Annotated in this window: 11 protein-coding genes; 8 read left to right on the plus strand and 3 right to left on the minus strand. The window is 67.4% G+C overall.

Annotation, left to right across the window (positions count from 1 at the left end; all coding sequences use genetic code 11):
• Positions 1–53: 53 nt before the first annotated feature.
• Positions 54–527, minus strand: coding sequence for a MarR family winged helix-turn-helix transcriptional regulator (locus tag A5773_RS13950; protein ID WP_066949219.1), 474 nt, complete (start codon positions 525–527; stop codon positions 54–56).
• A gap of 116 nt (positions 528–643) precedes the next feature.
• Between A5773_RS13950 and A5773_RS13955 the strand changes: the two genes are divergently transcribed.
• Genes A5773_RS13955 through A5773_RS13970 form a run of 4 tightly spaced genes read left to right on the plus strand, consistent with a single transcriptional unit; the run spans position 644 to position 5,818 of the window.
• Complete coding sequence (locus tag A5773_RS13955) at positions 644–2,692, plus strand: ABC transporter ATP-binding protein (protein WP_082948234.1); 2,049 nt, start codon at positions 644–646, stop codon at positions 2,690–2,692.
• Positions 2,689–3,540 carry a CbiQ family ECF transporter T component gene (locus tag A5773_RS13960; protein WP_066949213.1) on the plus strand — a complete coding sequence of 284 codons (852 nt, stop codon included), beginning with the start codon at positions 2,689–2,691 and terminating at the stop codon, positions 3,538–3,540. Before A5773_RS13955 ends, A5773_RS13960 begins: the two co-directional genes overlap by 4 nt.
• A 21-nt stretch (positions 3,541–3,561) precedes the next feature.
• A complete protein-coding gene (locus tag A5773_RS13965) occupies positions 3,562–4,023 on the plus strand; it encodes an SRPBCC family protein (protein WP_066949209.1) in 462 nt (153 codons plus the stop codon).
• Complete coding sequence (locus tag A5773_RS13970) at positions 4,016–5,818, plus strand: sulfatase-like hydrolase/transferase (RefSeq protein ID WP_156659288.1); 1,803 nt, start codon at positions 4,016–4,018, stop codon at positions 5,816–5,818. Before A5773_RS13965 ends, A5773_RS13970 begins: the two co-directional genes overlap by 8 nt.
• Positions 5,819–5,897: 79 nt before the next feature.
• Here the strand turns inward: A5773_RS13970 and A5773_RS13975 are convergent, their stop codons facing one another.
• Positions 5,898–6,344 (minus strand): Lrp/AsnC family transcriptional regulator, encoded by a 447-nt coding sequence (locus tag A5773_RS13975; RefSeq protein WP_066949203.1) that lies wholly within the window; start codon positions 6,342–6,344, stop codon positions 5,898–5,900.
• Between the two features lie 111 nt (positions 6,345–6,455).
• Between A5773_RS13975 and ddaH the strand changes: the two genes are divergently transcribed.
• The 4 genes from ddaH to A5773_RS13995 are packed head-to-tail and all read left to right on the plus strand — an operon-like array spanning position 6,456 to position 10,880.
• A complete protein-coding gene (gene ddaH, locus A5773_RS13980) occupies positions 6,456–7,301 on the plus strand; it encodes a dimethylargininase (protein ID WP_066949200.1) in 846 nt (281 codons plus the stop codon).
• Positions 7,298–8,533: an ornithine--oxo-acid transaminase gene (gene rocD / locus A5773_RS13985; RefSeq protein ID WP_066949197.1), complete on the plus strand. Its 1,236-nt coding sequence runs from the start codon at positions 7,298–7,300 to the stop codon at positions 8,531–8,533. Before ddaH ends, rocD begins: the two co-directional genes overlap by 4 nt.
• A 26-nt stretch (positions 8,534–8,559) precedes the next feature.
• Entirely contained in the window at positions 8,560–10,005 is a 1,446-nt protein-coding gene (locus tag A5773_RS13990; protein ID WP_156659286.1) for an amino acid permease, read from the plus strand.
• Positions 10,002–10,880 (plus strand): universal stress protein, encoded by an 879-nt coding sequence (locus tag A5773_RS13995; protein ID WP_066949191.1) that lies wholly within the window; start codon positions 10,002–10,004, stop codon positions 10,878–10,880. The genes A5773_RS13990 and A5773_RS13995 overlap by 4 nt, the downstream gene beginning before the upstream one ends.
• Here the strand turns inward: A5773_RS13995 and A5773_RS14000 are convergent.
• Positions 10,877–12,199 (minus strand): sugar ABC transporter substrate-binding protein, encoded by a 1,323-nt coding sequence (locus tag A5773_RS14000; RefSeq protein WP_066949188.1) that lies wholly within the window; start codon positions 12,197–12,199, stop codon positions 10,877–10,879. The two genes, A5773_RS13995 and A5773_RS14000, sit on opposite strands and share 4 nt — an antisense overlap.
• Positions 12,200–12,236 lie beyond the last annotated feature (37 nt).

The raw sequence follows: 12,236 nt of genomic DNA on the forward strand, positions 1-12,236 counted from the left end.
GCTCGACTTAGTGTCTACCCGCCGGCCACCGTCCATCCACCGGGGTCCTGCGATCACAGGGTGTGGCGCCGGCCCGCCACCGATGCATTGTCGAGCAGCCGGCGCAATACCTTGACCGCGTCCGTCAGCACCTGGCGGTCCACCGGCTCGAGCAATGCCAGTTGCGGTTCGATCGCGGCGGCACGGTCGGCGCGAACGGCGTTGAGCGTGCGCTTCCCCTGGGGGGTGATGCGGATCCGGACCGCGCGGGCGTCGCCCGGGTCCACGGTTCGGGTGACCAGGCCGGCGTCCTCGAGCCTGCGCACCTGCGTGGTCATGGTCGGTTGCGAGCAGTGATCGACTGCGGCGAGGTCGCCGATCCGGGCCTCTCCATGCGCTTCGATCGTGGCAAGCAGCCTGGCCTGCGCCGCAGGCAGGGGCATCTGGATCCGCTGGGTGGCCAGCCGGTTGAGCCGCGCCACTACGGCGAGCAAATCCGCGCCCAGCTGTTGGGCCTCGATGTTTGCGGTCTCGACAACTCTGTCCATGTCTCCATAGTTCCATAGCTTTGCTAAGTGAGACGAATGGCGGCCGGCCGAACCGGGTCGGAAGTTACTCAGTGTGATGAAGCGACTTGGCGCCGCGCCCTGGCACAATCAGTGAAGTGAATGCCCGTCGCCCCGTCCGTTCGCGCCGTCGGGGTGGACCGTTACAACCGGCCGAATTGGCACAGGCATCGGTTATGGGGGCGCTCTGCGCGGTCATCGCGATCATCGCCGGAGTAATTCCGTTCGCCCAGGGACTGGCGCTGCTGGGCACGGTGCCGATGGGGCTGCTGGCCTACCGTTACCGGCTGCGAGTGCTGCTCGCCGCCACCTTTGCTGCCGGAATGATCGCCTTCCTCATCTCCGGGCTGGGCAGTTTCCTCACCGTCGTCAACTGCGCATACATCGGCGGGTTGACCGGATTCGTGAAACGCAGGGGCAGGGGCACCCCGACGGTGCTCGCCTCGTCCCTCGTCGTCGGGCTCGCCGTCGCCACCGCAACGGTCGGCATGTTGATGGTGCTGAATCGGCTGCGGCATCTGATTTTTCAGGTGATGACGGCCAACGTGGATGGTGTTGTCGCATTCCTCAAACGGGTGGACCTGCAATGGCTCGGCGCCGACGTGAAGCGGTGCTTCGAATTCGGGCTGCATTACTGGCCGTGGCTGATGCTCGGCTATGTCACCTACGGGGTGATGTTCTCGTCGTTGATCGGGTGGTGGGCGCTTTCGCGCCTGCTCGAACGGATGGGCAACGTTCCGGACGTGCACAAACTCGACGCCCCTGACGAGTCGCCCGGCGCCACGATCGGGCCGGTGCCGGTGCGGTTGGAGAAGGTGCGGTTCCGCTACCCGCACGCGAAGCAAGACGCCCTGCGCGAAATCAGCCTGGAACTCCAAGTCGGAGAACACGTTGCCGTCATCGGCGCCAACGGTTCCGGAAAGACGACGTTGACCCTGATTTTGGCCGGTCGGCAACCGACGTCGGGTACCGTGCAGCGCCCGGGCGCGGTGGGGTTGGGCATGTTGGGCGGCACGGCGCTTGTTCTGCAGCACCCGAAGAGCCAGGTCTTGGGAACCCGGGTCGCCGACGATGTGGTCTGGGGGTTGCCGCCGGGCACCGAGGTCGATGTCGACCACTTGCTCCGCGAAGTAGGTCTCGAGGGTTTTGCCGAGCGTGATACCGGCAGCCTGTCCGGTGGGGAACTGCAGCGCTTGGCCCTGGCCGCGGCGCTCGCCCGGGAGCCGGCGCTATTGATCGCTGACGAGTTCACCAGCATGGTCGATCAACAGGGCCGTAACGTCCTGTTGAACGTGCTGTCAGGCCTTCCCCAACGGCATCGGACTGCGCTGGTGCACATCACGCATTTCGACAACGAGGCCGCGTCGGCGGACCGGACCATCAACCTCAGCGATTCCCCCGGCAACGCCGGCATGGTCGAGACGGCTCCGCCCCCGGCGCCGGCCATCGCAGTCAAGCGGGGTTTCAGCAAGCCGGTACTCGAAATCGTCGACGTCCGACACGAATACAACAGTGGCACGCCCTGGCAGAAAACCGCGCTGCGCGGGATCAGCTTCGTAGTCGAACAGGGCGACGGGATTTTGATCCACGGCGGCAACGGGTCGGGCAAGTCGACGCTGGCGTGGATCATGGCCGGGCTGACCGTTCCCACCAGCGGTGCCTGTCTGCTTGACGGTCAACCCATCCGTGAGCACGTCGGCGCGGTGGGGTTGTCGTTTCAGACGTCGAGGCTGCAATTGATGCGCAGCCACGTTGGCCTGGAAATCGCTTCCGTGGCCGGGTTTTCGGAGCGTGACGTGAACCGCGTGGCCGCTGCTCTGCGCGCGGTCGGTCTGGAGCCCGCCATGGGCAATCGCCGCATCGACCAGCTCAGCGGTGGCGAGATGCGGCGGGTGGTGCTGGCCGGACTGCTGGCGTGCTCGCCACGCGTGTTGATCCTCGACGAGCCGTTAGCCGGGTTGGACATCGGTAGCCAGCGGGGCCTGCTGCGCCTGCTGGCCGATCTGCGCCGTCACCGAGGCCTCACCGTGGTGGTTATCTCGCACGACTTCGTGGGTTTGGAAGAGGTGTGCCCAAGGGTCCTGCATCTGCAGAATGGCGCGCTGCAGTCTCTGTCGGCCACCGCCGCGGCCGGGGGTGTGGCGTGACCACAACCTCATCCTCCGCATCGGGGAGAAAACGGCGCAGTTCTCGTCCGGTGGTGCTGCTGGTTCCGGTGCCCGGAAGGTCGGCCATTCACAACTTGTGGGCCGGCACCAAACTGCTGGTGGTATTCGGTGTTTCGGTGTTGCTGACCCTCTATCCGGGCTGGGTGACCATCGGGGCGGTGGCCGTGCTCGTGGTGGCGGCGATCTGGATCGCACATATCCCCCGGGGTGCGGTTCCGTCGATTCCGCGGTGGCTATGGGTCCTCCTGGCATTGGGTTTTGTGACCGCGGCGTTGGCCGGCGGTAGCCCCGTGATCTCGATTCACGGCGTCAACATCTGGCTCGGCGGAGCGTTGAACTTCCTGCGGATCACCGCGCTGTCGATCGTTCTGCTCGGGCTGGGGGCCATGGTGTCCTGGACCACCAACGTCGCCGAAATCGCCCCGGCGCTGGCCATTTTGGGCCGCCCGTTCAAATGGCTGCGGATTCCGGTCGACGAGTGGGCGGTGGCCCTGGCCCTGGCGCTACGCGCCTTCCCGTTGTTGATCGAGGAATTCCAGGTGCTCTACGCCGCTCGTCGATTGCGGCCCAACCACATGCCGCAGGGTCGCAAGGCTCGGGTTCGCCAGACGACGGGCAACTCGATCGACTTGGTTGCCGCCGCCATCGTGGTGACCCTGCGGCGTGCCGACGAGATGGGCGACGCGATCACCGCTCGCGGCGGCATCGGTCAACTCTCCGCCGATCCGGCGCGGCCGAGATTGGGTGATTGGGCGACGCTCGCGGTCACCCTGGCGATCAGCGGTGCCGCGGTGGCGATCGAGACGATATTCCATCTGACTCGATGATCATTCGCGTAGCGTGAGCGCGTGGCCGACATCCACCGGACTCGCACGATCGCGGCTCGCATCGGTGACGTCTGGGAGACGCTCGCGGACTTCGCGGCGATCAGTTCGTGGGCCGGCAATGTCGACCACTCGTGCATCTTGTTTTCCGGACCGGACGGAGCTCCCGTCGGGACCGCCCGGCGGGTGCAGGTCAACCGCGACGCACTCGTCGAGCGCATCACCGAGTTCGACCCGCCCCGCGCCCTCGGCTACGACATCGAAGGCCTGCCCAGGCGCCTGCGCAGGGTGTCCAACCGCTGGACGCTGGCACCCGCCACCGCCGATTCGGCCGCCGCGACGGCGGTGACCCTCACCAGCACCGTCGAAATCGGTCCGCACGCAATGCAAAAGCTGGCCGAACTGGCCCTGTGCCGCGTCCTCGCGCGACAGTCCGAATCAATGCTCGCCGGGCTTGCGAATCGATTGGAGCATGCTGGTGTCTGATCGCCCCGACGTCATCGTCATCATGACGGACGAGGAACGCGCGGTGCCGCCGTACGAGGCTCCCGACGTGCTCGCCTGGCGCGACCGGAGGCTGACCGGGCGCAAGTGGTTCGACGACCACGGCGTCAGCTTCGCTCGGCACTACACCGGCTCGCTGGCCTGCGTGCCAAGCCGCCCAACCATTTTCACCGGACACTATCCCGACTTGCACGGCGTCACCCAGACCGACGGCATCGGAAAGACCGCCGGCGATTCGCGCATGCGCTGGCTACGCCAGGCTGAAGTGCCCACGCTGGGCAATTGGCTGCGGGCCGCCGGCTACGACACTCACTACGACGGCAAGTGGCACATCTCGCACGCCGACCTCACCGACCCGAGGACCGGTGGGCCGCTGGCGACCAACGATGAGAACGGTGTCGCCGACGCCGCCGCGGTGCGGCGCTACCTGGAGGCGGATCCGTTGGGGCCGTTCGGATTCTCGGGATGGGTCGGCCCGGAGCCGCACGGGGCGGCACTGGCCGATGCCGGTATCCGCCGCGACCCCCTGATCGCCGATCGGGTGGTCGCATGGCTCACCGACCGCTACGCCCGCCGCCGCGCCGGCGACCCCGCCGCGCTGCGCCCGTTCCTACTGGTCGCCAGCTTCGTCAATCCCCACGACATCGTGCTGTTCCCGACCTGGTCGCGGCGGAGCCCGGTCAAGCCGTCGCCACTCGACCCGCCCGCGGTGCCCGCCGCGCCCACCGCGGACGAAGACCTGTCCACGAAACCGGCGGCGCAGATCGCCTTTCGCGAGGCCTACTACTCCGGCTACGGCCCCGCGCCCGCGATCGAGCGCACCTATGGGCGCAACGCGCAGCGCTACCGCGACCTGTATTACCGGCTGCACGCCGAGGTGGACGGACCGATCGACCGCGTCAGGCGTGCCGTCACCGAATGCGGCTCGCGCAACGCCGTTTTGGTGCGCACGGCCGATCACGGCGACCTGCTGGGCGCCCACGGCGGTCTGCACCAGAAATGGTTCAACCTCTACGACGAGGCCACCCGCGTCCCCTTCGTCGTCGCCCGCATCGGTGCGCACTCGACGCGGCCACGGCTGGTCACCGCACCCACCTCACACGTCGACCTGGTCCCCACGCTGCTGGCGGCGGCGGGCGTCGATGTCGCGGCGGCGACCGCCACACTGGCCCAGTCGTTCTCGGAAGTACATCAGCTGCCCGGCCGGAACCTCATGCCCATCGTGGATGGTGCCCCGGCCGACGAGACCCGCGCCGTCTACCTGATAACCCGCGACAACATGCTCGAAGGGGACAGCGGCGCTTCGGGATTGGCTCGCCGCCTGAAACGGACCGTCGATCCGCCTGCGCCGCTGCGCATCCGGGTCCCCGCCTACACCGCCTCCAACTTCGAGGGGCTGGTGGTCCGCGTCGACGAGGCGACGGCCACCGGTGGCGCAGGCCATCTCTGGAAGCTGGTGCGCACTTTCGACGACCCGAGCACCTGGACGGAACCAGGAGTGCGGCACTTGGCGGCCAACGGGCTCGGGGGAGAGGCTTACCGGACGTCCCCGCTCGACGATCAGTGGGAGCTATACGACCTCACCGCGGACCCGATCGAAGCGATCAACCGTTGGCCCGATCCGGATCTGCACGGCGTGCGTCAACACCTGCGGACCGAGCTCAAGCAGGCCAGGGCCAGTTCCGTCCCGGAGCGAAACCGTCCGTGGCCCTATGCATCTCGCCGACCGCCGACGGCGGGGCCGTCGAGGCTGAGGCGCCTCGTTCGAAAGCGCTGAGGCCGCGAGCGTAACGGGACTGCGAATATGGACTGCAATTTCGCAGTGTCGTTACGCGCGCGCCGCGCGCGACCGCGTCTCAAGTCCGCATCCGGTCGATGAGATTCGACAGCACGACGATGCTTTCGCTGCGTTCGATGTCCGCGCTCGAGCGGATGCGTTCGAGCGCCGCCTCCAGATGACGCATGTCGCGGGCCAGCACATGCAGGATCGCATCCGACGTGCCGGTGACCGTCGCCGCGCTGACCACCTCGGGCATGTCCACCCACGCCGCCCGCAGTCGCTCGGGCTCGATGGTGCCGTGGCAGAACACCTGCACGTAGGCCTCTGTCTTCCAGCCGAGCGAGCTAGGGTCGACAACCGTCGTGAAGCCCCTGATCACACCGTCATCGAGCATCCGATCGACGCGGCGCTTGACCGCCGGCGCCGAGAGGTTCACCGTCTGGCCGATTTCCGCAAAGGTGGCCCGGGCGTTTCTGGTCAGCTCGGCCAGGATGCGCTCGTCCGTCTCATCCAGGCGGTCCATCCGTGACTCCTTAATAAATCGCCGTTACACGCGCAATGGCGCAATAGATCGACTATAGATGCGCAAGAAACGTCGTTTGCTTGTTTTAGGAGGCGCAAATACCGTTGATCTATGACGGATTCGTACGTGGCGGCACCCGCGACTGCCAAGCTCGTGCGCACGCCGCGGGCCCGCCGGTACGCGATGACGCCGCCGGAGTTTTTCGCGGTGGAGTACGCGATCAACCCCTGGATGGACATCGCCACGCCCGTCGACGTCGGCGTCGCGAAGGCCCAATGGGACGCCCTGCGCACGAGCTACCTACGGCTGGGGCACCGGGTGGAAGTGATCGAGCCCGTGCCCGGGCTCCCGGACATGGTGTACGCCGCCAACGGCGGATTCATCGCGCGCGACGTCGCGATCGTCGCGCGGTTTCGATTCGCCGAGCGGACGGGCGAATCACGCGCCTATGCCGAATGGATGTCCTCACTCGGGTACCGGCCGGTGTCCACCCGTCATATCAACGAGGGGCAGGGCGACTTGCTGATGGTCGGGGAAACGGTGTTGGCGGGTTACGGCTTTCGCACCGACCGGCGCGCGCACCCAGAAATCTCCGCGGCGCTGCGGGTGCCGGTCGTCTCGCTCGAGCTGGTGGATCCGCGCTTCTATCACCTCGACACCGCGCTGGCGGTTCTCGACGACCGCACCATCGCGTTCTACCCGCCGGCGTTCAGCGCGGCCGCACAGGACCAGCTGCAGGCGCTGTTTCCCGACGCGATCGTGGTCGGAAGCGCCGACGCGTTCGTGCTCGGCCTCAATGTCGTCTCCGACGGCCTGCACGTCGTCCTCCCCGCCGCGGCAACGGGTTTCGCCGCGCAACTGCGTGCGGCCGGTTTCGAGCCGGTCGGCGTCGACCTGTCCGAGCTCCTCAAGGGCGGCGGTTCGGTCAAGTGCTGCACATTGGAGGTGTTTCCGTGACGATCCTCGACGCCCGGACTTCGACCCAAACCGAGGCGGCGATCGGCCTGGTCGAACGCTATGCGGCGCATAACTATTCGCCGCTGCCCGTGGTGGCGGCCAGCGCGGAGGGTGCGTGGATCACCGACGTCGAGGGCCGGCGTTATCTGGATTGCCTGGCCGCCTATTCGGCGGTCAACTTCGGCCACCGCAACCCCGAGATCACCGCGGCGGCCCATGCCCAGCTCGACGCCGTCACGTTGGTGAGCCGCGCGTTCCATTCCGATACGCTCGGCCCGTTCTGCGCCGCCCTTGCCCAGCTGTGCGGCAAAGACCTGGTGTTGCCGATGAACTCGGGCGCCGAAGCCGTGGAGAGCGGTCTCAAAGTCGCCCGCAAGTGGGGTGCCGAGGTCAAGGGTGTGCCCGACGGCCGCGCCAATATCATCGTGGCGGACAACAACTTCCACGGCCGCACGATCAGCATCGTCAGCTTCTCTTCGGATCCCGTGGCCCGGGACGGATTCGGACCGTTCACCCCGGGATTCCGCTCCGTGCCCTTCGGGGACGCCGCCGCTCTGGCCCGCGCGATCGACGACGACACCGTCGCGGTCCTGCTCGAGCCGATCCAGGGCGAGGCTGGCATCGTCGTTCCGCCCGACGACTACCTGCCTACCGTGCGCGCCTTGTGCAGCGAGCACGACGTGCTGATGATCGCCGACGAGATTCAGTCCGGCCTGGCGCGCACGGGGCACACCTTCGCGTGCGATCACTGGGGCGTGGCGCCGGATGTCTACCTGCTCGGCAAGGCGCTGGGCGGCGGCGTCGTTCCCCTGTCGGCGGTGGTCGCCGACGACGAGGTCCTGGGCGTGTTGCATCCCGGCGAACACGGGTCCACCTTCGGCGGCAACCCGCTGGCGGCCGCCGTCGGCACCACCGTGGTTTCCATGCTGGGTCGCGGAGAGTTCCAAGCCCGCGCGGCGCAGTTGGGCGCGCACCTGCACGCGCGCCTGCGCGAACTGGTGGGTCACGGCGTGCTGGCGGTGCGCGGCCTGGGACTGTGGGCCGGCGTCGACGTCGACCCCGCGCTCGGGACTGGCAAGCAGCTGAGTCTTCGGCTGGCCGACCGTGGTGTGTTGGTGAAGGACACCCACGGGTCGACGTTGCGATTCGCGCCACCGCTGGTGATCGGCGAGCAGGAGATCGACTGGGCGATTGAGCAGTTCGCTATGGTGTTGCGGGAGGCTGGCCCATAATCAGCTGATCGAGCAAGGAGGGGCCATTGCCACCCACGTCGATCAGCTTGAAAGAGCAGATGCTGCGGCGCCGCCCGGTTGTCGGCACGCCCGTCGCGTACGGGGCCGCGGACCACCTCAAGCGAACCATCGGCACCTTCCAGTTGACCATGTTCGGGGTCGGCTCGACGGTCGGGACGGGCATCTTCTTCGTCATGTCTCAAGCCGTGCCGGAAGCCGGCCCCGGAGTGATTCTCTCGTTCCTCATCGCCGGGCTCGCGGCCGGGCTGGCGGCCATCTGCTACGCCGAATTGGCCTCCGCCGTACCCGTTTCCGGATCTTCCTATTCGTATGCGTACACCACTCTGGGCGAGGTCGTCGCGATGGGGGTGGCGGCCTGCCTGCTGCTCGAATACGGGGTGTCGACCGCCGCGGTCGCGGTGAACTGGAGCGGTTACCTCAACAAGCTGCTCAGCAATGTCTTCGGTTTCCAATTGCCGCATGTCTTGTCGGCCGCGCCGTGGGATGCGCGGCCCGGCTGGCTGAATCTCCCGGCGATCATCTTGATCGGGATGTGCGCGCTGCTGCTCATCCGCGGCGCCAGCGAATCAGCCAGGGTCAACACGATCATGGTGCTGATCAAGCTGGGAGTTCTGGTCATCTTCGCGATCGTCGCGTTCACCGCCTTCGATGCGAGCCATCTCCGCAATTTCGCGCCATTCGGCGCTGCGGGCATCGGCTCGGCCGCCGGCACCATCTTCTTCTCTTATATCGGCCTCGACGCCGTGTCCACCGCCGGTGACGAGGTGAAGAACCCGCAGAAGACCATGCCGCGCGCGCTGATTGCGGCGCTGGTGACGGTCACGAGCGTCTACGTGTTCGTCGCGCTCGCCGCACTGGGCACCCAGCCGTGGCAGGACTTCGCCGGGCAGCAGGAGGCCGGCCTGGCCACCATCCTCGACAAGGTCACCCGCGGCAGTTGGGCCAGCACGATTCTGGCCGCGGGCGCCGTCATCTCGATCTTCTCCGTCACCCTGGTCAGCATGTACGGGCAGACCCGCATCCTGTTCGCGATGGGACGCGACGGGCTGCTGCCAACGCGCTTCGCGCGCGTGAACACGAACACCATGACGCCGGTGGGCAACACGGTGATCGTGGCCATCGCAGCCTCTGCGCTGGCCGCCTTCATACCGCTGGAAAAGTTGGCGGACATGGTGTCCATCGGGACGCTCACCGCGTTCGTCGTCGTATCCGCCGGAGTGATCATCTTGCGGGTGCGCGAGCCCGACTTGCCGCGCGGCTTCAAGGTTCCCGGTTATCCCGTCACGCCCGTCCTTTCGGTGCTGGCGTGCGGTTACATCCTCGCCAGTTTGCACTGGTACACCTGGATCGCGTTCAGCGGCTGGGTCGCGCTCGCATTAGCCTTCTACTTCGTGTGGGGCCGCCATCACAGCGCGCTCAACAGCGAAGCGCTCGAGCGGGACGCGCTGTGACCGTCGTCGTCGGTTACCGTGCCGGCAAGGTGGGACTCTCGGGTTTGCACCTGGGCGTGCGCATCGCGCGCACCCGCGGAACCTCGCTCACCGTGGTGACGATTGTGCCCAAACCGTGGCTGACGCCGTCGCTCGCCCGCGTCGACGCCGAATACGAGCTGTGGGCCGATGCCATGGCCGACGAGTCGGCGAAGGAGGCCGGCGGCGTCCTGAACACGGTGGCCGACGGAATCGCGGTCACGTACCTGCACCGCGCGCACGGCTCCGTGTCGGGGGGACTCCTCGAGGTCATCCACGAGATTGACGCCGACGTGCTGGTGCTGGGTTCGTTGCCCAGCGGCGGGCACGGCCAAGTGCTGATCGGCTCCACCGCCGACTGGCTGCTGCATGCGTCGCCCGTTCCGGTGGCCATCAGCCCCCGCAATTACCGTGCACACCAAGGCAAGTTGACCCGCCTCACCTGTGCCTACTCGGCCACCCCCGATGCGATCGACGTGGTGAGACGCTGCTTCGAGTTCGGTCAGCGATTCGGCGTGCCGATGCGGGTGATCACGTTTGCGGTCCGTGGCAAGACGATGTATCCGCCGGAGGTCGGGCTCGAGGTCGAGGATCAGGTATTGCAGGCCTGGGCGTCGCAAGCGCGCGGCATCCTCGAGGAGCTGAAGACGAGCGGGATCGTCAGCGAAGATGTTGCGCTGCAGGTGGTTACCGGCCGCAGTTGGAAAGATGCGCTGGCGGAGGCGGATTGGCAGGAGGGCGAGATCCTGGCATTGGGCACCCGGCCGCGCGGCGACATCCGGCGGGTCTTCCTCGGTTCCCGCAGCGCGAAGATCATCCGGGAAAGCCCCGTGCCGGTGCTGGTGCTGCCGGGCTAACGCTGCGCCGCGGCGTTCGCGGCCGCCTGCGCCCGCTTCAGGGTTGCCGCGATATCGCCGCGGCCCAAGAACATCTCGTCGAAATAGGGCCGCAGGGCATCGTTGCCGGCGGCGAAGCCGGCGCCGCCGGGAGCCGCGATGCGCGGGCCGTTGAGCACGGCGAAGAAGGGTGTGACGTCGACGCCCCTGGTGGACCAGTAATGGAAGTAGACCGGCTGAGCCGACAGGACCGCCGGGATGGCCGCGCCCTCGCGACCCAGGAACTCGTTGCCCTCCTTGCTGCCCATCCAGGCCAGGACCTGACGCACCGCGTCGGGATGTTTCGTCGCGGCATTGCCCGCCGCCGCAATGCCGTTCGTGACGCTCACCCGTCCGACCGGGCCCACCGGCATCATCGCCACCCCCCAGCGGAAGCGGGCATCGCGGGCCACCGGCGCCAAGTTGTAGGTGCCGGACTGGAACAGCGCCATCCTGCCGGCCAGGAACTGGTTGCGGGAGAAGTCGCCGTTGTCGTTGGTGTCGGACGCCGGCGGCGCGACGTGGTCGTCATTGATCAGGCCGACCAGATAGCGGAAGGCTTGCACGGCACCGGGATTGTCGAACGCGAACGTGTCGCCGCGCTGGAAAACACCGCCGGCCGAGCCGATGTAGTTGAGGTAGATACCCTGCGGGTCGTTGGCGGCGTTGTAGCCCCACTGCCGGACCCGTCCGGCGTCGAAACCCGCCGTGTTTCCGGGACGTCCGTCGGCGTCCACGGTGAGCCGGGTGAGCATAGGCCGCAGCGTGTCCTCGTCAGCGGCGCCCCACCGCAACCCGTTCAGCTGGGCGGGGTCGACGCCGGCCGCGGCGAGCAGGTCTGCGTTGTAATACAGCGCGATCCCGGCATCGGTCAGCTGCGGCACCCCCCACAGCGTGTCTCCACGGGTGAACTGGCCGACGACCGCCGAATCCCACGCCGGGGCGGCCCTGTCGATCTTCATCAGCCGACCACTGTCGGCGTAGGCGGCCAGATAGGCGTTGGACAGCCAGAAGATATCGTCGGCACTGCCGCCGGCGATATCGGTGCGAAGCGTGTCGAAGTACGTCGAATACGCGACCACGCTGGTGTGCACCGCGATATCGGGATGCGCGCGATTGAACGCCTCGAACGACTGCCGATAGGCCGCGGCGATCTGCTCGGCCCAGACCCGCACCGTCACGACGATTTTGCCGCCGGGGGGCTGGCCGGAGTAGTCCAGCAGTACCGCGGTCGCACCCAACAGCACTGCGACCAGCGCGAGCGCCCCGGCCATCAGCGTCGAAAAGCGGGGCCGGCTCATGTCGCGCACCGAGATTGCCGTGGTGGTCGTGGATCGC

Source organism: Mycobacterium sp. 852014-52450_SCH5900713 (assembly GCF_001667075.1).
In the GTDB taxonomy this organism is placed as follows: domain Bacteria; phylum Actinomycetota; class Actinomycetes; order Mycobacteriales; family Mycobacteriaceae; genus Mycobacterium.

Coding starts and splice junctions, on each gene's coding strand:
- A5773_RS13950 (WP_066949219.1), bottom strand. CDS start 527: ATGGACAGAGTTGTCGAGACCGCAAACATCGAGGCCCAACAGCTGGGC.
- A5773_RS13975 (WP_066949203.1), bottom strand. CDS start 6,344: ATGGACCGCCTGGATGAGACGGACGAGCGCATCCTGGCCGAGCTGACC.
- ddaH (WP_066949200.1), top strand. CDS start 6,456: ATGACGGATTCGTACGTGGCGGCACCCGCGACTGCCAAGCTCGTGCGC.
- A5773_RS14000 (WP_066949188.1), bottom strand. CDS start 12,199: ATGAGCCGGCCCCGCTTTTCGACGCTGATGGCCGGGGCGCTCGCGCTG.